The organism is Kistimonas asteriae, from assembly GCF_018263925.1.
GTDB classification, from domain to species: Bacteria; Pseudomonadota; Gammaproteobacteria; order Pseudomonadales; family Endozoicomonadaceae; genus Kistimonas; species Kistimonas asteriae.
This window is the reverse complement of the sequence record NZ_JAEVHF010000007.1, coordinates 53,662-75,509: the sequence shown is the minus strand read 5'-3', so window position 1 is coordinate 75,509 and position 21,848 is coordinate 53,662. Positions and strand designations below refer to the sequence as shown.

18 protein-coding genes are annotated in these 21,848 nt (G+C 52.1%); 4 read left to right on the top strand and 14 right to left on the bottom strand.

The genetic code is table 11. The features are described from left to right. Nucleotides 1–12 precede the first annotated feature (12 nt). Nucleotides 13–690, bottom strand: coding sequence for a response regulator transcription factor (locus KHS78_RS09750; RefSeq protein WP_211827792.1), 678 nt, complete (start codon nt 688–690; stop codon nt 13–15). An 18-nt stretch (nt 691–708) separates the two neighbouring features. Then, entirely contained in the window at nt 709–1,317 is a 609-nt protein-coding gene (locus KHS78_RS09745) for a PepSY domain-containing protein (protein WP_211827790.1), read from the bottom strand. Between the two features lie 181 nt (nt 1,318–1,498). Here KHS78_RS09745 and pepQ point away from each other — a divergent pair, with 181 nt between their 5' ends. Then, nucleotides 1,499–2,815 carry a Xaa-Pro dipeptidase gene (pepQ, locus tag KHS78_RS09740; protein ID WP_211827789.1) on the top strand — a complete coding sequence of 439 codons (1,317 nt, stop codon included), beginning with the start codon at nt 1,499–1,501 and terminating at the stop codon, nt 2,813–2,815. A 156-nt stretch (nt 2,816–2,971) separates the two neighbouring features. Here pepQ and KHS78_RS09735 read toward each other — a convergent pair whose 3' ends face one another. After that, complete coding sequence (locus KHS78_RS09735) at nt 2,972–4,183, bottom strand: dicarboxylate/amino acid:cation symporter (protein WP_211827787.1); 1,212 nt, start codon at nt 4,181–4,183, stop codon at nt 2,972–2,974. Between the two features lie 196 nt (nt 4,184–4,379). Continuing rightward, nucleotides 4,380–5,186, bottom strand: a complete 807-nt coding sequence (locus KHS78_RS09730; protein ID WP_211827784.1) for a hypothetical protein — start codon at nt 5,184–5,186, stop codon at nt 4,380–4,382. A 130-nt stretch (nt 5,187–5,316) separates the two neighbouring features. On the opposite strand from KHS78_RS09730, the gene KHS78_RS09725 reads away from it, so the two are divergent. Then, entirely contained in the window at nt 5,317–6,006 is a 690-nt protein-coding gene (locus tag KHS78_RS09725; protein ID WP_211827782.1) for a TetR/AcrR family transcriptional regulator, read from the top strand. Here the strand turns inward: KHS78_RS09725 and coaE are convergent. From coaE to KHS78_RS09680, 9 genes are all read right to left on the bottom strand, one after another. Further along, a complete protein-coding gene (gene coaE / locus KHS78_RS09720) occupies nt 6,003–6,617 on the bottom strand; it encodes a dephospho-CoA kinase (RefSeq protein WP_211827780.1) in 615 nt (204 codons plus the stop codon). The genes KHS78_RS09725 and coaE overlap by 4 nt on opposite strands. 10 nt (nt 6,618–6,627) lie before the next feature. After that, nucleotides 6,628–7,500 carry a prepilin peptidase gene (locus KHS78_RS09715; protein ID WP_211827779.1) on the bottom strand — a complete coding sequence of 291 codons (873 nt, stop codon included), beginning with the start codon at nt 7,498–7,500 and terminating at the stop codon, nt 6,628–6,630. Nucleotides 7,501–7,711: 211 nt separating this feature from the next. Then, nucleotides 7,712–9,175, bottom strand: coding sequence for a xylulokinase (gene xylB, locus KHS78_RS09710; RefSeq protein WP_211827777.1), 1,464 nt, complete (start codon nt 9,173–9,175; stop codon nt 7,712–7,714). Between the two features lie 113 nt (nt 9,176–9,288). Continuing rightward, nucleotides 9,289–10,284, bottom strand: a complete 996-nt coding sequence (locus tag KHS78_RS09705) for a sugar ABC transporter substrate-binding protein (RefSeq protein ID WP_211827775.1) — start codon at nt 10,282–10,284, stop codon at nt 9,289–9,291. A 39-nt stretch (nt 10,285–10,323) separates the two neighbouring features. Further along, nucleotides 10,324–11,301 carry an ABC transporter permease gene (locus KHS78_RS09700; RefSeq protein ID WP_211827772.1) on the bottom strand — a complete coding sequence of 326 codons (978 nt, stop codon included), beginning with the start codon at nt 11,299–11,301 and terminating at the stop codon, nt 10,324–10,326. After that, nucleotides 11,301–12,776, bottom strand: coding sequence for a sugar ABC transporter ATP-binding protein (locus KHS78_RS09695; protein ID WP_211827770.1), 1,476 nt, complete (start codon nt 12,774–12,776; stop codon nt 11,301–11,303). The genes KHS78_RS09700 and KHS78_RS09695 overlap by 1 nt, the downstream gene beginning before the upstream one ends. A gap of 322 nt (nt 12,777–13,098) precedes the next feature. Beyond that, nucleotides 13,099–14,904: a hypothetical protein gene (locus tag KHS78_RS09690; protein ID WP_211827768.1), complete on the bottom strand. Its 1,806-nt coding sequence runs from the start codon at nt 14,902–14,904 to the stop codon at nt 13,099–13,101. A 123-nt stretch (nt 14,905–15,027) separates the two neighbouring features. Continuing rightward, nucleotides 15,028–16,737 carry an FAD-binding oxidoreductase gene (locus KHS78_RS09685; RefSeq protein ID WP_211827766.1) on the bottom strand — a complete coding sequence of 570 codons (1,710 nt, stop codon included), beginning with the start codon at nt 16,735–16,737 and terminating at the stop codon, nt 15,028–15,030. A gap of 190 nt (nt 16,738–16,927) precedes the next feature. Continuing rightward, nucleotides 16,928–18,640: a flavin monoamine oxidase family protein gene (locus KHS78_RS09680; RefSeq protein ID WP_211827765.1), complete on the bottom strand. Its 1,713-nt coding sequence runs from the start codon at nt 18,638–18,640 to the stop codon at nt 16,928–16,930. A gap of 343 nt (nt 18,641–18,983) precedes the next feature. Between KHS78_RS09680 and KHS78_RS09675 the strand changes: the two genes are divergently transcribed. Together KHS78_RS09675 and KHS78_RS22655 are read left to right on the top strand one after the other, a co-directional pair. Next, nucleotides 18,984–19,703, top strand: a complete 720-nt coding sequence (locus KHS78_RS09675) for a helix-turn-helix transcriptional regulator (RefSeq protein ID WP_211827763.1) — start codon at nt 18,984–18,986, stop codon at nt 19,701–19,703. 103 nt (nt 19,704–19,806) lie between these two features. Then, nucleotides 19,807–19,959, top strand: coding sequence for a LuxR C-terminal-related transcriptional regulator (locus tag KHS78_RS22655; protein WP_425513967.1), 153 nt, complete (start codon nt 19,807–19,809; stop codon nt 19,957–19,959). Between the two features lie 63 nt (nt 19,960–20,022). Here KHS78_RS22655 and KHS78_RS09665 read toward each other — a convergent pair whose 3' ends face one another. After that, entirely contained in the window at nt 20,023–21,759 is a 1,737-nt protein-coding gene (locus KHS78_RS09665) for an ankyrin repeat domain-containing protein (protein WP_211827758.1), read from the bottom strand. Between the last annotated feature and the right edge of the window lie 89 nt (nt 21,760–21,848).

The window sequence follows — 21,848 nt, the reverse complement described above, 5'->3', positions numbered from 1 at the left end:
TCATTCCTTGCTTCAGGAAGCCTTCAGCGTGTAGCCGACGCCCCGCACGGTATGCAGGAGGCGAGATTCGTGTTCCGCTTCCAGTTTGCGCCGAAGACGGGCGATATGAACGTCAATCACATTCGTACCGGGATCAAAGTGGTAATGCCAAACCTCCTCGAACAACAGGGTGCGGGTGACGACCTGGCCTGCATGTTCCATCAGGTAGCGGAGCAACAGAAACTCTCGGGGTTGCAGGTCGATGGTTCGGCCGCTGCGATGGACGTCACGGGTAATCAGATTGAGTTCCAGATCGTCGACTGACAGTGTGGAGGTCATCTCTGGTTCACGCTGGCCACGGGCCATTAAGAGATCCGCCCGGGCCAACAGTTCGGCAAAGGCGAAGGGTTTGGTCATATAATCATCCCCGCCCTGACGCAGCCCGCGTACCCGTTCGTCTACATCCCCGATAGCGCTCAGGATCAATACTGGCGTGGTAATATCCGAGGCGCGCAAGGATGCCAGCACTTTCATGCCATCGAGGCCAGGCAGCATCCGGTCCAGGGTGATCAGATCGTAGCGTTTCTCCAGTCCCAGCAGCAGACCCTGCTGGCCGTCTTCCGCAGTATCGACACTGTGCCCCTGTTCCGTGAATCCCTTGGCGATATAGTTACGTGTGGTGGTGTCGTCTTCGATCACCAGAATTTTCATGGAACTGCCTCAGCGCTGTCAGAAATTGCCATAAACCGGAATCGGTTTTCCACTGCCAGCATCCACCAGGTGTTTGGTGATTTTCCCTTCGTGATTGACCTCAAGTTCAAAAAAGAGAATGCCTTTGTCCAATTTGAGCTCCGCTTCAACCACATGGCCGTTGGTGTTTTCCTGGAAACGTCGCAGGATGTCTACCAAGGGTGTGCTTTTTGCCAGCAGTGCGTTGATGCGATTGTCACGCTGCTGTAGCCAGTTGTCGAGGTCATCCGGCTTGTTTTCCACTATTTTTCCGGTGAGTGCATCAATGGTCAGTTCCCGAGCCTGCCGGAAGTCCGCTGAAACCTGCGTCAGTTCATAAACCAGGTGGCCATTTTCGTCATCCACTTCATACTCAGTGATCAGGCCAGGGTAAGCCTGCAGTGTGTCGGTCAGTGCCTGCTCCGGTGTATAGGTTGCCTGCTGCAGAGCCTGCCAGGTCAGGGCTTGTTCCCGGGGTGAATCGGCCATGGCGTGCCCAATGGACAGGCTGCCGGCCAGTAGCAACAGGGCAAACAGAACGGGGTACAGGCGGCGATTGTCAGGTTGGCGAATGGCCTTGGCCATTACGGTGCTCCGTCGCTTTTCCATGGAGACATCCTCATGTTCAGATGCGTGCAGTATAAATGGCGTGAGATGACCACCGCATGGGCGCTTCATTAAATTTTGTTAATGTCTGGCAAGTGTCGTATTGGGCCAGTAACATCAGTTTGAACCCTATCGCGCACTGATAATCCTGAGCCATCCCGGCTCGCAGCAGGACATGCAATCAATGACAGACTGGACCTCTCTCTTTTCCCGGCATGTGTCAACACTGGTGGAACGTTATACCGAAGGGTTGGCGCTGGCAGGTTACCACGGGGTGTTGATCCCGGCCGGTGCTCCCGACCGACGTTTTCAGGATGACCAGGACTTCCCTTTCTGGGGAAACCCCTTCTTTCGGCAGTGGGTGCCATCACGCGGGGCGCCGGAGTCCATGCTGGTCTTTGTCCCGGGAGAAACCGTGCAACTGGTGCATTATCAGCCCCGTGACTACTGGCATGTAGCACCGGAACCGGCGGAATCCTTTTGGTCGAATGCACAGGAGATCAAGGTCATCAATAGCCCTGATCAGCTGCGTGGTTGTCTGCCTCAGGACCTATCCAGTTTTGCGCTGCTGGGTTACGAAGATGGCCGCTTCAGTAGTTGGGGATTAGGTGCAGTAAATCCGCCAGAACTGATGCATTACCTGACCTGGATGCGTGCTTACAAAACTCCCTATGAGCAGGCCTGCATGCGCGAAGCCAACCGGATCGCCGCCCATGCGCATCAGGCGGCCGTTGACGCCTTTCATGAAGGGCTCTCTGAGTTTGATATACACCTTCGCTATCTCGCAGCGAGCCGGCACAGGGAGTGTGAGCTGCCGTATGGCAATATCGTGGCACTGAACGAGCATGGCGCGGTACTGCATTATGATGATTACGACCGGGAGCCGCCGGCGGAACGTCGTGCATTTCTGATTGATGCCGGCGCCAGTTTCCGGAATTACCATGCTGATATTACCCGCACCTATGCCGCTGGAAAGGGTGATTTTGCTGACATGGTGGAACGCATGAATGCTGAACAGCTGGGTATCATTGATGATATCCAGGTGGGTATGTCCTATGGCGAACTCCATGATGTCATGCACCGCCGTATTGCAGGCATCCTAAGTGATTTTGATATCGTTCGTCTGCCAGCTGAAACTATTTACGACCGTGGGTATACCCGGACATTTTTCCCCCATGGTCTTGGGCATTTGATCGGTTTGCAGACCCATGATGTTGGTGGCTGGTTGACAGGCTCTGATGGTGCACAGGTAGGTCGACATCCGGATTATCCGGCATTGCGTCTGCAGCGTACGATTGAGGCCGATATGTTGTTTACTATTGAACCCGGTCTTTACTTCATTAATCAATTGCTAAGTGAACATGAAGGTTGTGCGGACTTTAACTGGCCCCGTATTGAGTCGCTAAAGCCGTTTGGTGGTATTCGGATTGAGGATACGGTTTTGGTAAGGGATGGGGGTACAGAAAATCTTACTCGCTCATTTTTGACTTTAAAGCATTAAATACGTAAGGCGTAGCTCTATGAACTACGCCTCATTTTCTTCATCAAGATGTACTTGTTGTGTTTTTTATCTGAGCCAGTGTTATTGGTTGGAATTATTCATTGTTGTCTTGGCAATAAATCATGAATGTTGTTTTATGTAAGGGTTACAGGCCTTTTAATTGTTGATAACAACATAATCACCCTCGTTTACTTCTTTATTAATAATACTGGTGACGCATGTATCAGACCAGACGTTAATGGCACTTTCCAGCATATCAATGAGCGCATAAACCGGCAGGATCACGCCCATGATATTCAGCGGAATATTCATGGAAGCCAGAATGGTGCTGGATAACAGGTAGCAGCCCATCGGCACGCCAGCATTACCAAATGCTGCTAATGTCGCAATGAAGATCCAGCTAATGAGTTCCAGTCCTGAATAGGTCACGCCATAGGTCATGGATACGAACAGCACGGTGATCAATATAAACGCCGCACAGGCATTCATATTGATGGTAATGCACAGCGGAAAGCTGAATCGGGAGATTTCACTGTTGATGCCAAGCTTTTTCTCGGCATTCTCCATCGCAGAGGGTAACGCGGCGCTGGAGGATTTGGAAAAGAACGCTACCGTCAACGTCGGCAATATGCCCCGGAAAATCTTCCAGGGTGGCAATCCTTTGAACAGGAGCATGCCGGGCAACACGATGACGGCCTGAATCAGGTTAGCAATGAGTATGCAGGCGACATAGAGTGAGATCGCTGCCAGCATCTGTTGATTTTCCAGTGTCTTGCAGAAATCGGTCACAAAGGCCCAGACGGCTAGCGGTAACAGAAGCAGTATCAGGCCGGTCATGCGCATGACGGCTGAGAACAGGCTGTCAAACAGCTCATGGAGAATATCCCGCTTGCGTTCCGGCAGTGACAGAATGGAGATGCTGAGTAACAGTGCCAGCAGCAGCACACTGACAATCTGGTTATCGACAAAAGGGGCAACGAAGCTATTCGGAATAAGGCTTAACAGGTATTGTCCATACCCAGCACTCACGGTGCCTTCAGTGGTACCGGTAATCCCGGTGACACCACGAACCGGGTCAACGACCAGAAAGACAGCCAGCGATATTGCGGCGGCAATCAATGTCGTCAGCAGGGAATATTTCAACACCATGCCCGCCAGCTTTCGGGCATGGGTGGTGTTTTTCATTCCCGTCAGGGTTGAGAGCAGGGCAAAGAATATGATCGGTGCGCTGACCAGGCGTAGCAGCCGGATAAACAGGTCGGATACCACCGCGGCAGTGTCCAGCACCGGTTGAGGCGCACCCAGTCCGCTGACCAGGCCCGCCATGGCGCCAAGTAGCACCATTGTGTTCAATGTGAGTCTGCCCATGAAGTTGCCTCTTACCACTACCGGCAATTCCTGACAGTCCCGAGTTAATAACTACTGACTGTATTCCTGCCGTTTTTCTAGATGATTTATAGATAAGACAACCATAGGCAGGAAGAGTTCGCATGCCCAAATACCGGTTGGGTATTTGCTTATGAAAACCGTGAAATTTTCATGAAATGTGGGTGAAGGGTTGTGTTCAGCCAATGCTCTCATGGATTTGGGTCAGGACCGGCAGCAGTTCAGAGAGGGTCTTTTTCACCTCGTCCAAGTCGTGTTTTTCGCTGATTTGCGTGACTTTGGCCAATAACCGCTCCCTTTCGGCTTTCGGCAAGTGAACAAACAACTCCGGCCAGGTTTTGCCCAGTTCATAGCTGTAGATGATCAGGGCTTCCTGATCGAACTGCTGGTGCAGGTTGAGATAATCCAGGGCGCTGGACGCCAGCATGGCAGCGGCCACTTTGGTGTCATTGAGGCCTTCCAGCCGTTCGGGGCTTTGCTGGTCTTTCTCGCTGAGGGTCAGCCAGAATTCCACGGTCAGGTCGAATAATACGGCCTGTTGGCGGATGGAATAGCTCATTAAACTGAGAGCTTCCTTGCCATAAGGCTGTCGGGATGCAGAAAAATCAAAATACAGGCGCATTATCTCCTTGAGTGAGAACAGGATTCGGGAAGCCTCTTCCCGACGGAAATCCAGGGACTCGTAGATATCCAACTGCGGGCGGAAATTCTCTTCATTGATCAAGCGTTCAAAGACCGCGCCGGTGTATTCTCCCCCGCGGCGAGGCAGGGCATCGGGCTGTTTTGCATCAATGGTTTTCAGGGCTTCTGTGGCCTGCCGGTAATCGGCTGACTGCCAGGGACGGGTCACATCAGGGACTTTCTGGCCCAGGTACCAGAGGGCTTTGGCGGCATGAACCGAAGGGGGAAGTAACATCAGGCCAATGGCGACCAGAAACGGCATCAGCCGATGTAGACGGTCAGGCGACAGGCAACGTCTTCTCATTGTGATCAGGCACTTCGCTGTTATTATATTCGTGCTTGGCAGGCGCCCGGGTGGCAAACTGCTGTTCTGGACATGGTTATACCGTATTCCGGTAGTTGACGGAAAGTACAATTGTTGGGGGAGAGCCATCATGGCGGGCGCACAGGGGAGTGATAGCCTGGTCATTATCCGACAGGTGTTTGAAGAACTCGGTGGGCGAGAGGCACTGTTTCGGCAACAGAAGGCCGAAGTGGGTGTACTGTCTGATCAGGGTGAGATCGCAGCCACTGAAATCATGCTGCACTGTGTTCCGGTTTTTCTTGGAAAGGGCATTGAGCAGGTGACGGTCAACGACCTTATCCAGGCCGCAGGCGTCTCACGTCGTACTTTTTACAAATACTATCCCAGCAAGATGGCGGTACTGGAAACCGTTTATCGGTCGGGTGTCGATCTGATGATGGGACAGTTGCAGCGCATGTCAGCGGACGCCGCTACGCTGCGTGAACTGGTTGAACGTTCGGTTGGCCTGTTTTTCGATTGTCATCGCTATATCGGCCCCCTGCTGAAACTGCTGGAAGAGGAGGCGATGCGTTCAGAATCGCCGCTGGCCGTCTATCGGCAGCAGGGGTATGACGCCATGGTCGAGCTGTTCCACAACAAAATGCTCGACCTCGGGCTGGAAGCCCCGGATCGCATGGTCTTCTACACCCTTATCTGGGCCATGGAAGCGGCGTCCCTGAACCTGCTGAAGGATACCCGCCATACCCGTTCAGACGTTAACCGGGTCCGCGAAGTGGTGATCCGTATCGTAATGAACTCACTGAAGCCTGCCAGCCACTAATCGGACGAGCGTTTTGCCGCGATTGCCCGCCAGGTGTTGTGCAACTGATCCAGCACCTGGTGCAGATCATCCAGTGAGCCACTGTTGTCAATGACATCATCTGCCTGTGCCAGTCGGGTTTCCCGGGCGGCCTGGGCATTCATGATGGCTTCTGCCTGGCTCTGTTCAATCCCATCCCGCGCCATGGTCCGTTGGACCTGAAGCTCAGCCGGAATATCGACCACGGCGATGCGGTCAACCATCGTATGCTGATCTGTTTCGAGCAGCAGGGGTGATACGATAACGCTGTACGGTGACTGGGACAGTGACAGCTGGTTCAGCATCTCATCCTTGATCAGCGGGTGCAGCAAGGTTTCCAGCCAGCGTCGTTCTTCATTGTTGTTAAAGATAATGTTGCGCAATGCCCGACGGTCCAGGCCGCCGTCTTCCTGCAGGATCTGCTCGCCAAAGTGCTCAGCAATCGCCTGCAGGGCTGGGGTACCCGGTTTCACGACGACACGAGCCGCTTGGTCGGCATCAACAATGGTAATCCCCAGGCTTGCCAGATAGTCGGTCACTGCGGTCTTGCCGCTGCCGATACCGCCGGTAATGCCAATAATCAAGGTGCTCATAGGGCGTTAATCAGAGTCCGGTGAAACGCAGGTAAGTATTGATCAGTTGCTCCCCCTGGAACATGGCAATCAGTCCTGCGGCTGCCAGGTACGGGCCAAAGGGAATCGGTATGGTTCGGTCGCGGCCAAGAAACAGAATCAGGGAAATGCCGACAATGGCGCCTACCAGCGATGAAAGCAAAATAATCACCGGCAACTGGCTCCAGCCCATCCATGCCCCTAAAGCGGCCAGCAGCTTGAAGTCGCCATAACCCATCCCTTCCTTGCCGGTGATCAGCTTGAATAGCCAGTAGACAGACCAGAGGCTGAGATAGCCGGCAACTGCTCCCCACAAGGCCGCTTCCAGCGTAGTAAATAGGCCAAAGCTGTTACAGATTAAACCCAGCCAGACCAGCGGCAGGGTGATGGAATCCGGCAGTAGCTGGTGGTCATAGTCAATCATGGTCAGGGTGATCAGCGACCAGGTGAGCACCAGTACCGCCAGCGCCTGCCAGGTGAACCCAAAATGCCACGCCACCAGGGCAGAGAGGATACCGGTCACGGCTTCAATAATCGGATAACGGGGAGAAATTCTTGTCTTGCACTGGCTGCAACGCCCTTTCAGGAACAGATAACTGATCACTGGAATATTTTCCCAGGGGCGAATCTTGTGCTGGCAGGACGGACAGGTGGATGCCGGTACGATGAGATTAAAGCGCTTTTCCTTCTCTGGGGTTTTCTCTGGATCCAGCAGTTGCTGACATTGCTGTTTCCAGTCCGCCTGCATCATTACCGGCAACCGGTAAATCACCACATTGAGGAAACTGCCCACCAACAGGCCAAGGATCAGCGTCAGTGTGATAAACAGCAGGGGAGAGCTGGACAGAAGCGACAACATATCCATAACACAGTCTGATTTATTCTGGTAATTCCCGGTAGTGTCTCAAACGGACCGGTGTGAATCCAGCGTTAATCGATGGCTTCAGAGAGTTTACGCGCTGATGTCGACATACGTAGTAAAACAAGCAATCCCCGATGATAATGACTGTTTGCGTAATAACGCCCTATGTCAGGCAAAGAGAACAGAACGTAGCTGCTCCCTTTGCGGGCAGGTATTAGCTATTTGGGAACTCGGCCTCAAGTGCCAGATAAAGACGTCTGAATTTGTCTTGGCGCAGTTGGCAGCGACAGGCTTCCTCTGCATTGGGTTCCATGCGTTCGAGCAACGCCGGTACCGGGCAAACACCCGCAATGTGCGAAGTATTATCATCATGGCACGCTAAACGTGCCAGTCTGGCGGCGCCCAGTGCTGGCCCTACTTCTCCACCACGACGATAGCTCAGCGGCATATTCAGTGTATTCGCCAGTATTTGTCGCCAGAGTGGGCTGCGGGCACCGCCGCCAATCAGGGTCATTTCATTGATGGCAATGCCCGTTGCGTTCAACGCTTCCAGACCATCATTTAATCCCATGGCGACGCCTTCCAGCACGGCTAGCGTTAACTGGGCGCGCGTTGTAGCGCCGGTCATACCAAAGAAAACGCCGGAGGCTGTCGGGTTGTTGTGCGGTGTTCTTTCTCCATTGAGATAAGGCAGGAAATACAGGCTTTCCTGAGGCTGGGCCTGTTCTGCTTCAGCCAGCAGAGTCGGGACATCGGTAGCGCCGGTCAGTCGGGCAAGCCAGTCCAGGCAGCCGGCGGCGCTCAGCATGACGGACATGAGGTGCCAGCGATCGGGCAGGGCGTGGCAGAAACTGTGTACGCCGTTGGCGGGGTTGCTGCGATAGTCGTCACTCACAACGAATATCACGCCGGAAGTTCCCAAGGACAGGATACCCTGACCCGGCTCAGTTACGCCTGTACCGATTGCGCCGGCCGCATTGTCACCACCGCCCGCGGCAACAGGTACGGGATTCATTCCCCACTGTTGTGCAACATCGGGTTTTAAGTAACCGGCGATCTGTGAGCCTTCCCTCAACTCAGGCATATGTTCGAGCGTCAGCCCGCAACTGGTGAGCATGGTTTCAGACCACTGACGTTTAGCTACGTCCAGCCAGAGGGTGCCGGCGCTGTCGGACAGATCGGACATACAGCATCCAGTCAGCTGTAATCGGATATAGTCCTTGGGCAGCAGCACTTTATGAATGCGGGAAAAAACCTCAGGTTCATGTTTTCGGAGCCAGCGCAGTTTAGGGGCGGTGAATCCCGGCATGGCCTGGTTGCCGGTAATGGTGCGAAGCTCGGGGACCCGCTCTTCCAGTTCCAGGCACTCTGCGTGACTTCGGCCATCATTCCAGAGGATGGCGGGGCGCAGAGGACGCAGGTCGTCATCCAGCACAGTGGCACCATGCATCTGGCCTGATAGGCCAATCGCTTTGACGCCGGACAGGTCATGCTGCCGCCGGAGGTTCTCAATGCTGGTGCAGACTGCCTGCCACCAGTCATCCGGATGCTGTTCTGACCAGAGTGGGTGTGGATGGGACACCGTCAGGGGGGCGCTGGCTTGGCCAATGATGGCATCAGTGTCAGACAGCAGAACGGTTTTGACACCAGAGGTGCCCAGATCAATACCAAGAAACATGCGCGTAATCGTTGCCGGAAGTGAAGGACTGTCACAGCAGGTTGCCTGCTGTCGTGAATGTAAGGTGTCCGCACAAATTTGGCGCTGTGCGGACAGGGCATGGCATCCGCTGATTAGCCGCGGGGGGTCTGTACGCTTGGGTACATGATGACCTCAACCGGAATATCGGCATTGGCAGGTATGGTGTTGTTTCTCAGGAAATCATCCAGCACATTGACGGCATGCTCACCGATATACTGGAAATCCTGGACGATGGTGACCTGCATCTCGCCTTCATCCACCAGACGCTTGCCTTCGGAAGAGCCGTCAAAACCGACGATGGTGAAGTTCTTCAGGTTGAAGCGGCTGTCGTTCTTGATGGCGCCGATAGAGCCAATCGCCATGACGTCATTTTCGTTATAGATCACGTATTTGCCGGCCGGGTCCAGGGCGCTCAGCTTGGCTTCCAGTACGGACTGGGACACGTCCTGGGCAAAGTCGCCGGTCAGGCGAATGTACTTCTGGGGATCAGCGGTCAGTGTGTTCCAGGCGGTGCCCGCAGCTTCTGACTGCAGGTATTCGGTGAAACCCCGGGCACGGGTGATGTGAGCAGTGTGTCCGTCCAGCCCCTGCATGTGGATGATGCCGGTCAGTTCCTCCGGATTGATGCCGGATTTTTTCACCAGCCATTCGGCCGCGAACTTGCCGCCATCGACGTTGTCGGTGGCAACACGGGCCAGCATGTCCACATTGGCGACAGTGGTGTCAACAGACACGATCGGAATGTCGCGATCAATGGCGTCATTCAGCACACTGCGGGTAGCATCCTGGTTCAGCGGGTTGATGATGATGGCGCTGACACCCTTGGTAATGGCGTCTTCCACCTGGCTGGGCTGACGGGTGGCGTCGTTGCCGCCGTCGTAAACTTCAATGTTGTAACCCAGGGTTTTCGCCTGCTCAACCGCAGAACGCTCCAGCACACCGAAGAACTCGTTGGAACGGTTGGAGATCATCAGGGCGATGGTCTTCTGATCAGTCGCGGTGGTGTCCGCACTGTTTTGATCAGAGCAGCCTGCCAGAAGACCGGTTGCGGCAAGGGTAAGGCAGGATACGGCCAGTAGTTTCTTCATGGTACGACGACGCTTCCTAATGACAGTGTATGTAAGACGTTACTTCTTCTTGATGTCGATGACGACAGCAAACAGGATGACCAGCCCTTTGATCACCTCCTGGTAAAACGAGGAGATACCCAGCAGGTTCAGGCCGTTATTCAGGACACCGATAATCAGTACACCGATAAAGGTGCCGGTGATGCGTCCGCGGCCGCCGGTCATGCTGGTGCCACCGATAACGACGGCGGCAATGGCATCGAGTTCCATACCAACGCCGGCGTTGGGATAGATCGAGTTGTAACGGGCGATGTAAAGGATGGCGGCCATGGCGGAGAGCAGACCGCACAGCATGTAACCCAGAATCTTGATCTTGTCGGTCGGTACCGTGGACAGCCGGGCGGCTTCCTCGTTACCGCCGGTGGCGTAGAGCTGGCGACCGAAAACAGTCTTGGTCAGCAGTACCATCAGGATGACCAGTACCACCAGAAACACGATCATGGAAACAGGCAGGATGCCGATGCTGCCCCGGTTGATCCAGGCGATCATGGACGACATATCACCGATATTACGCACCGGCATGCCATCAGAAATGATCAGGGTCAGCCCGCGGTAAACGGTCATGGTAATCAATGTGGCGATGAAGGGTTGCAGCTTGACCCGTGCAACCAGCAGGCCATTGATCAGACCCAGAATAATACCCAGCGCCAGCGCCACAGGCAGTGCGATGGCGATTGGTAGCTGGAAGTTCACCAGCATGACACCGGTCAGGTAACCGACGAGTGCCAGTACGGAACCAACGGACAGATCAATACAGCCCAGTAAAATGACAAACGTCATGCCAAAGGCGATGAGGCCATTAATTGACGACTGCTTGAAAATATTCTGCAGGTTATACAGCGAGAAAAAGTTGGGGTTCAGGCAGGTGAAGAGCACACACAGCCCGATCAGGATAACGAACAGGCCATACTTCTCATAAATCTCCGACAGGCTGGGCTTCCTGCGGGGGCTGACGGCGCTGGCTGAAAGGGTAGACATTACTGGGCACCTGTAAAAGCGTATTTCAAAACCTGGTCCTGGGTCAGGGTGTCGGTATCGGCGATCTTGACCAGCCGGCGTTGATGCATAATGGCCAGTCGGTCCGAGAGTCCCATCACTTCCGAGAGTTCACTGGAGACGACAATAATGGCAACACCCTGTTGTTTAAGTGTGTTGATGATGTCGTAAATTTCTTTCTTGGCGCCGATATCAACGCCGCGGGTCGGTTCATCCAGAATCAGGATGTCGGGCCGGGTTTCCAGCCATTTGGCCAGTACCACTTTCTGCTGGTTACCACCGCTGAGGTTTTTCAGTGTCTGGTCGCGGCTGCTGGTCTTGATATGCAACCGGGCAATGTGCTGATCGGTGGTAGCGACCAGTGCGGCGTCATTGACCAGCCCATTTTTTCGAAAGCTGTTCAGCGACGGCAGCGTCGTATTCTCAGTGAGGTTGAAGTCCAGTATCAGACCTTCTTCCTTACGGTTTTCGGTGACAAAGGCGATGCCGCGTTTGCTGGCATCCCGGGGCGTTTTGATGGTCACCGGTTGACCGTGAATATGGATTTCACCGGTTTCGGCAGGGTAGCTGCCGAAAATGCCGTGCATGACTTCTGAACGTCCGGCGCCCATCAAGCCGGCAAAACCAAGAACTTCGCCGGCGCGCAGGGTAAAGTTGATATCTTCGTACTGGCCTGTGGAACCCAGGTTTCGGAGTTCCAGAACGGTATCACCGGGGATGGCCTCACTGGCGGTGTAGAGATTGTCGATGCTCCGTCCGGTCATCATCCGAACCAGATCATCTTCATTCACGTCGGCTGTATGGCAAGTGCCGATATAACGGCCATCCCGCAGGACGGTAATGCGGTCAGACAGCTCAAAAATCTCGTTCATCCGGTGCGAGACATACAGGAAACTGACACCCTGTGCCTTGAGCGTTCGCACAATAGTGAACAGTGTGTGGATTTCCTTGTCGGTCAGTGCCGCGGTGGGCTCATCCAGGATGATCAGGCGGGCGTTGATCAGCAGCGCTTTGGCAATTTCAATCATCTGCTGATAGCCGACACTGAGCTGTCGCATAAGCGTGTCAGGCGACAGGTGTTCGAGATGTAGCTCGTTGAGCAGTTCAATACAGGTCTGGTGCATGCGCGGACGGTCGATGAAACCGAACCGGTTGCGCAGTTCGCGGCCGAGGAACAGGTTGTCCGCAATGGACATGTCGTTGATGACGTTCAGTTCCTGGTGCACATAGGCGATGCCCAGTTGCTGGCAGGCGGCAATACTGCAGGCATCCACTGGCACGCCGTCAATGGTGACTGTGCCGCTATCACGCGTGTAGACACCCGCAAGGATCTTGATCAGAGTGGATTTGCCGGCGCCGTTCTCGCCCATCAGGGCATGCACCTCGCCATCGGCAATCGACAATGCAATATCGGTCAGGACATTCACATGGCCGAAAGCCTTGCAAATGCCTTTCATCTCAACGTTCAAGTGGTTGTCTCACTGGTAGTCTGAGTTCCGCGAAGAACGGAAACCCTGTCTGCGGGAGGGTAAACAGCGTTTACCGGGGTTGCAGAAAAGCAGCCTATAGGGCAGCGAATTGAAACATTGTTTGTGGTTTTGGTTATTGATGTTTATCAATGTTGGAAGGTGTTTGATGTTGTTGTGAGGTGTTGTGTCAGATCAATAAAGGCTGAGGTCAGGCGTGGGGATGAGATGGGGCGGCATCTCTATTCTGGTTACTGCGCCAGAGATGTCGCCCGATCGCGGTTCTTCAACAAAGCGTTAACACTGCTCTCTCTTAGTCATCCAGTGGTTGTGCGTTCAGGAAACCCCAGATGAAATCGGTCTGCAATACCTCCAGCCTGGGCGGATTTTCACTGACGTTGTACCAGGATGGATTGGGTATGCCGTTGGCGCTGCGGGCATAGCCGTAGTCCGTGATGCTGCGCATGAAGACGCTGAGCCGGGCAAAGTCGATCTCATCGTTTTCACTGACATAAACACCGGCCCGGGCATGACAGGTAATACAACTGGAGCCGTCCATGAAGCCGCCTTCGGTCACGGAATTACCCAAAAAGGTGGGGCGCCCCGTAGAGGTGACAAACTCTACTTGCGAGCCTTTCAGGCGGTAGTTCAACCAGGCCTTGTCCTCGGGATCCGGTTCAGAGGGGCTGGTGCTGTCTCCGGTGCCAATGTTCATACCGTTGAACACGTTTGTGAGTGCTGTTGTGCGTTGTTCTTCCGGATAACCCTGGTCAATACCAAAGACCATGGAGGGGCTGTTGAGGTGGTCGCTGCGCTCATTGGGTGCCACATAGTTTTTGGCCACTCCAGTCGGCAGATCATCCTGACTTTGGTAGCCGAAGGCATCATTACAGCCGGTGTAGTCACATCGCCCTGGCAGATCCTTGTGTTCGAAGGTGGTCCAGACCCAGTTGGGGACATCCTTCGACGAAACATGGAAGGCAACCAGGTAATGAGAGCCTTTTAAATTGCACTGTCCGCCAGGATTTGCCTTCTTGTCATAGGGAATGCTGAGGGCATCCAGCGAAATCTGGGTTGCCAGGTGCTTGCTGACATAGTCTTTGTCGCTGCCTTTGAGGTTCAACGCGTTGGCCAGATCTTTATGCAGCCAGTTGCTCTTGATCATGATGGCGTCAAAGGGCAGATCCACTGTGGCCAGGCTGGGTGTTTTGTTTTTGGCTGAATACGAGTGGTTGGGCTGATGGTAAGGGGCGTTGCTGCAAACCTGCTGGTTACCATCAATCTCACAGTCCTGAGCCAGGTTGTCGGCATTGCGCTTGTAGATATCAGCCACGCCGTTGGCATTGTAGAGATCGTTGTAATACAGGTATTCATGGAAGGTTTTGTTCCTGACCGTCACTTCCGCATTGGTCTGACGAATGACCCGGCCAATGCTTTCTGATCCCGGCGGATTGAAATTCTGGAGAATCTGGGGGACGACGTTGGTACTGGTGCCGTTAACCACTACGGCGTCACAGGAAGGGGTGGTGTTCTGGCTGTCGCCACTGCTTTTGAATAGTTTCCAGCCATCTTTCTTGAGGGGTTGACGGGTATTCATATGGTCGACAAAGGGAATGCGACCTACCCGTAAGATCTCTTCAGCTAACTTTTCCGCCTCGCTACCGACGGCATTGGTTAATGCTGTTAGACGGTCTTTGTGGGCATCACCGGGATAGTAAGGGCAGTGGCCGTCTTTGTCGTTATTGCTGCCGGGTGTGCAACAGTCTCCGCTTTCTCCCTTTTCACACAGCGGGTAGGGTTTGGCGGGCCAGTTTTGTGATTCGTCCGCCCAGTTGGACCAGAAACGGTCCTTGACGACATCAACAAAGAGTTTCCAGGAAAACATGTCCGGGCAGGTCATGGCCGGGTTGGAAATCAGCTTCCCGTCTTTGGAAAGAGCAACCATCTGCCCGTTTCTGACTTCCATGGAACATTCTTCGGCATCACGAATGTCCGCGTTGTAATACATCGCGGACTGAATGGCATCCGCCGTTCGGTTGTCATTGCTTTCAGCAACCGCGCCGCTCCAATAAAAAAAGGTGCCTGCCATCAGTAGACAGGCGGAAAGTAAGCGTTTCATGACAAAGTCCCCATCAGGTTTTTTTATACTGGTTCCATCGAATAGCCAGCCCATGAACTGCACTGGGCCGTCAGTTGCAGACAGCCTGAAATACGGCTTTCAGGCATCCCCTTGCGTTATCATCTAGAGAATCGTTTTTCGGGATCTGAACAGGCAGTTTTTATCCCTGCTGTAATCCAGCTTCGCTTGAATCAGATCCTGGTAGTGGTTTCCGAAGTAGGTGGCTGTCGGTATAGAAGCATCCTTGAAACTGATGAATGCGCCACTGGTATGGGGAATCGGGTAATTTCGGCAGGTTGCTATCCAGTCTTCTGCGCGGTTGCTGTGAAAACGGTTCTGGATTACCTGATGTTCTGCCGAACAGCCAGATTCGCATTTTCCTGTAGTTTCGTTCCGTTCCGGCTGATCCCACCAAGCCTGATACTGAAGGGTGAACGGGCGGTCGTTGTAGGGGAAGGCGCAGCCCAGTTCATCATTCGGGATGTGGTGGTTGTAATATTCACCGGAGATCGCTCCCAGGGTGATGTACGTGTGAATGCGGAATTTATCCTCACAGTTTTTTTCCGGGCCGTCATAGCGCGGCAGCAGTGGGGATTGCAGTGAGCAGATCAGGGCCTTGCGGCTGTCTTTATCCCAGCCACAGGCATCAACAAGGCGAGAGGTGATTTTATGGGGTGCCGGACAGTCCCCGTCCAGGTGCAGTTCCGGATTCTGTGCGCTGCCCTGGTGTCGGTCCCAGGATGCGAATGACCAGTCGCTGGATCGAGCCAGCTTGTGGCGTTTGAGGGTTTTGTCTGCATGGTAGGCAAAAATCTTCAGCCCTTTTTTATTGATACTTTTCTCAATATCCGCCGGGTTGCGGGACTTTGCGCCCTTGGGATCGAAGTGGTTCAAAATGATGATGATCAGTTTCATCAGATCGACCCACTCAGCCGCTACATACCCATTCATGATGCAGTCCAGTTTGGCATCGGGATCAGGCGTTTCGCCTTCCGCGAGCGCTTTGGTGTTGATTTTCAGGTTTGTGCCAATCAGGTTGGGGTGCTCGCCGGGGGTTATGAGTTTTTCCCAGGCTTCCAGCACCTCAACAGCAGTAAGATTGGGGAAATACTGGTTAACCGGGAGGTGAAAGTCGAAAGCGACCAGCGGTAATTTGAAGGCCTTGAAAACCAGTTCTGTGACAATGCCATAACTAAAACCACCACCGCCTCTTAATGCCCAGAGCAGACGTGATTCGCGAGACGTTGCATCCACCTGCAGGATCTGGCCATCCCCCAACACGATCGTGGCTGCCACCAGGTATTCACAGCCCATGCCATACTTGCGCGTCCACGGTCCCCAGCCGCCACCCAGGGTATAGCCGGCAATACCAACGGTTTGGCAGGTGCCGTGGGGAATGCCCTGCCCCAGCTGGTCCAGTTCCGCTTTGACATGGACAAAGCGGGCGCCGGGCTGGATTGCGACATAGTCTGCCGTCTCGTCACATCCCTGGGGTGCATCGGTTGGAGTGACGCGGTTCATCTTGCTGAAATCAATCAGGATGACATCGGTTGCGGAACACTCCCCTTCGTGATCATGGCCACCGGAACGTACCCGAATATTGATGTTGTGTTGATTGGCAAACTGGACGATGTCGCTGACCTGACAGCTGTTCTCGACAAACACGATGGCGCTGGGGCGAAACTGGAATTTCCGGTTAAACACTTGCCTGGCCTGTTCGTACAGCAGCCCGTTGCCATTGCAGTCTTCACAGTCGGAGAGAATGAGAGGGTAGTGTTCCTTGCTTCCCAGGCAGGCTTTTAATGCCTCTGCCACGGATTCTTGGGTATTCATTGACAGGTTCCTTTGTCGTTTAGCTATCCCTGGTTTATCTGTTCTGGTGATCTGGCATCAGACATTGATGCTGGCAAAATCATCATCAGAACGGCATTCCGCATGCGTCCTTGAAATCATTGAGACGCATAACGATAACCGGCTCAGCCCCGTGCTGGGCTGTACCGGTGATGCGTTGTGAACAGTGGCTTCAGGTACCGTAATCAAAAAGATCTGATGTCTGTTCGAGCGGGTTGTGTGGATAAAGCGCTTTTTCCCCGGCCAAGCTGGCGACGACAGCAGCAGAAGCATTCATTGCCGTCTGCAATGCACCTTCAATCCAGCCACCGGACCAGGAGATACTGTCGCCGGCCAGATACACGCCTTTGTCTGTTTCCGGGTGTTTGACGGACAGGAACTGGCTATACAGATGCTGGTTTTCCACATCCTGCCCGGGTTGGTTGAGTTTAAAGGCGCCGAAATAATTGGGCTCCAGCTGCCAGTCAACATTCTTGCTGTCGCAGATTTCTTCTCTCAACTTCTCGACAAATTCAGGGCAGGCAGATTCCAGCGAATTCAGCAGAATCTTTTCCCGTGTGCCTATATCCAGGGCTATCAGCTTGGTGGAGTCATCGCCCCAGGTGTAACTGAGCAAAACGACGCCGCTGTCAGTATCGGGATAATCCAGGCAATAAACGCCCCGGCAGAGACCATCCGTTTGAATGTTTTCTGGCAGGTTGCGGGCTTTCCATTCCTCACTTTTCCAGAACTTGGTGCGGGTTCGCAGAAACAGTTTGGAGGAGTTCATCAGATGAAGATTCTGAACGGCGGTGATCTCGTTGTTGTTGAGAGGGGAGGTTTCGACCGGATTGGTCAGCCGCAGGTCGATTTCCATGGAGCGGGTTGTGGTGGCAACGATGACGGCATCGTAATGGTCAGTGCAGGTATGCCCACAGGGATCAATGGATTTCACTTCAACCCCGCCATCCGCCTTGCTGGTAACGGATTTCACCGGCTGGTTGAAACGGATTTGGCTCCAGGTTTCCAGGGAGTGTGGCGTACTGTCATGAATCGTGGTCTGGGTGGAATAAAGGCCGTCGACCAGTTTATCCATGCCTTCGGGATAGAACTCCTGAGAATCCTCCAGACCGTTAATGACCAGCCGGGCGATCTCTGCAAAGTTAACCGCATACAGCGGGCCGAAACCGCCAGAACCAATACCCAGGGTACCGAAAAGATCAAATTCACTGGCCGTCCAGTGGGGAAACTGTTGTTTCAGTGCGCCGTAGAAACTGAGGTTACTCCAACCGGTGTCTTTTCCGGTTAGTAACTCCTGCCATTGTGCTTGTGCCTGGTCGAAGTCGCCATCCTTGAGGAAGTTGGCGATGGGTTCCATTTTTTCGGTGACGAGGGCTTCCCAGTCTTCCTTGACGCCCTGGAAGATTTTAGGAACATCGCCACCTTCATCCCAGTCATAGGTTTTGCCTTGGTACTGAAGCCGCGTATCGACGACCCCGGGGTCAGGGAATGGCTCCGAAGGCATCGTGTACAGATCGGCGAAATAATTGAAAACCTGCTCAGAAGGGGGAACCCGCATGGCGCCCATTTCAAACAGGGCGTGTGGCGCGTCTGTGCAGTGATGCGTCCAGATCCGGCCGCCGACGCGCGCTTCCTCGGCTTCGAAAATATCGGGTTTTAATCCCATTTTCATCAGGAACCAGGCAGAGGCCAGACCGGCAGGGCCTGCACCGATAATGGCGACTTTTTTATCGCCGCATAGCCGGGACAGCGATTCCGGGCCAAGGAAACCGTTATGGTCATCAAGGAATTTACGATGATCGTAGAGGATATCGATAAAGCTTTTCTGGTGGAGGTCCGTTTCAGAGCGGGGCAGCCCGCTTTTGCGGGTAACAAAGAACGTCATAGCGTATCCCTTGCCTTGTTATGATGAGTGATCGTTTTTGGGCAAACCGCATACTGCAGCATGCTATAACGTTATCAGCAAAATTTTGATGGCCTGTATCCTCAATTTTGATGAGGACTTCGTTGGTTAAACGAAAGGCAGTGCACTGATAGTGTGCATGTCGGGTTGTTTATATGGCTGTTTTTCTTTTTGGCTATTCTTAGCCTTTAAACCGCCTGTTAATTTTTAATGACGCCTTTGTTTTCCTTGTTTTTATAGGGTATTTTACGTGTTGGTTGCGAGGGAGACCGCGATGCATTTGTCAGGGAAAAAGCTCAGGAACCTGTACGACATTATTGATTTGTTGAATCAGTCAGATTCAGGTAATGCGTTGCGCCTGCATCTTGGTTATAAATTGCTGGATCTTCTGGATGCGGATTTTTACGCGTCATTCGTATGGAATGAACAACAGCAGAGTTTTACTGAGCGTGTGTCCATCAATATGGATAACAATAACCTCAAGGGATATGAAGAATACTACCAGTTCAATGATCCCATCACTTTCAAGTTACAGGCATTGGGCAAAGCCAGCAGTGTTAATGAAGTGATCAGCCAGTCAGACTTGGTCAAAACGGAGTTTTATAATGATTTTCTGAGTAAAGATGGTCTTCATTACGGTGTGAATATGTATGCCCTGGATAATGACCTCAACATTGGAGACCTGAGAATCTGGCGACATGCCGGCAGGAGTAACTTTACCCAGAATGACCTGGAGATTTTGCAGACGCTCAGGCCATATATTACACAGGGGTTAAAGCATATTGGACGTAATCAGGTAGAGACATCTGCGGCTCAAACTATACAGAGTATCAATCCAGAGCGATTACGAGAGAGTTATGCACTGACTGCCCGCGAAGCTGAAATAGCGACCAAGGTGTTAATGGGGAAAGGCGACAAGACAATTTCTTACGAGCTTGATATTGGTTTTACCACGGTGCGAACCCATTTAAAAAATATATTTTCGAAGTTGTCGGTGCAAAATCGTACAGCGCTGGCACATAAGTTAATGTCAAAGGCCGGTTGATCGCAAACGCCGGAGGCTATTAATCCAAATCGAATAATAGAGCATTGTGCGTCAACGGTTCGAGAATCTGAAGTTGCAACCAATGTATTAATGGGGGGAAACGATATCTTATGAGTTGAACATCAGCTTCACGACTGTGCGAACCCATATGCATAATGTTTTCTGTAAATTATCCGTGCAGAATCGCACCGCGCTCACTCATAAATTGATGTCGTTATTGGGGTGGTTTATTTACTGTATTCTTTTTTATTTATAGATCACTCTCTGATCTTGGCATTGTTTGATATTTCTGTTCGTTTAGATGATCGCCCTTCAATGGTTACTGTCCGCCACTGTTGACGAGCAAGCGATCTGCGTCTTCGCACAATATGATTTCTTTTAGTTTAGCAGGAGCCGTTAGGCTTTTAACATTCTTATTGAAATCCTGTTTACGGATATTATCCCTGATAGTAAGGCGACATGCGTTTTCTAGGGAAATAACACGTTCACTGGATGCCTTTAATAAAGAGATTACTTTCTGATTCCCTTTCTTGACTGCGCTTGATAAAGGTGTACTTTCCATTGTTGATGTTTGACGGCAGAGAGTGTCAGGACTTAAGCCTAAAGCTAAAAAATATGAACAAAGAGCAGCGTGCCCTTGCGATGCTGACAGCAACAAAAGTGTTGAGTCACCAGGGGTGCGTACTCTGATATCTGCTCCACCATGAACTAATAGTTTTACTGTTTCAAAGGGTTTATAACGAACCTGATTAGATGCTGCATTACTAACCGCGTGACTTAATGGGCTAAGATGGCCAACACCTGTAGCATTCACACTGGCGCCTTCTTTGATTAAAAACTCTACTGCTGCCTCGGGGATAGTAGAAGCATATGCCAGAGGCGTAGGTTTGGCTGTGTGCGGATCATTGACATTAGCACCAGCACTAACGAGGGTTTCATATATGTTTATGAGTAATTCGGGTAATTCAGGAGGAATCCTGCTATCGCGAAAATGTAACATATTTATCCGGTCGCTTTGCCTTCCGCCAAAAACGGTTGTGATTGGGGGCACAATGTCATGACTATACTTGCCGGGGATGGGAGGGTAATCGTGAACATCAGCGCCGAGATTAATGAATATTTTTATAAGCTGATGATTTCTACGTTCGCAGACTTCTGATAGAGGAAAGTACCCAGCTGATGATGAGTGGGACCAGGAGCTCTCTTTTGCTCTTTCTCGGGCACGATATGTGTAGCTGAAACTATCTTCCCACTCGGAAAAATTATGTGCGTCTTCAATAGCATTAGGACTAGATTTCCATTCTCTTAGATACCATTGGTCCGAATCAATGTTTTGAAGTTCTGGGAGTTCGTAGGTTTTGCGATAATCGGGATCGATAACGCTCTGGAGTGGGCTCGAGCATAAAAAGAGTACGACTTTACTTCTTTTTTCGTCACTATCAGCATTTTCATAATCTGGAATGATTTCTCGCCATACTTTAAGTCTTGTCACCGGCGCATTCTTTGCCAGTAATTTTAGTATTTCTAGTATGTCGCTACTACTGTAATTATCTACATCTTTTGAAAGCACAGAGAAAAGTTGGCCGGCCAATATTCTGTATGTTCTTATTTCTCCTATAGGGGTGTGTTCAAGGTTGTATTTTTTTTCTGCCTGACGTCTCAGTGATTCTAATATGAGAGTAAGGAGTTCGATATCATTCTTGTCGTAAGCAAACATTAACAAGCTATCGATATCTATGGGTTCTTTTTCCAGCTCATAACCAGCTTTGAGCAGATTTAGCATTTCTACACTATTTTGCTGCTCAAAGGCCTTTATAAAAACGTGCGAAGCGTCTGGTTGAGATGAAGCGTCTGGTTGAGATATAGTAGGCACTTCTCTAGAGACTATCTCTCTTTCCTGTATTGAACATGAGCTTGATGGCGTGGAGGTGCAATCATGTTCTCTTGGCCTGAGAGGGATTGCGGCAGCTAAAGGGCTATATCCCCATAAAGCATCTGAGACAGATCTTCGTAATCTGGGGCACCATGATAAATGCTGGTTTTGTCCCCAGCTCATGAGAAATCCAGTATAACCTCGATAGGTTCTATTTATGTCTTCTGATGCTGTATCTCTGATCATCCTTAACCTTTATATAAAATAATTGA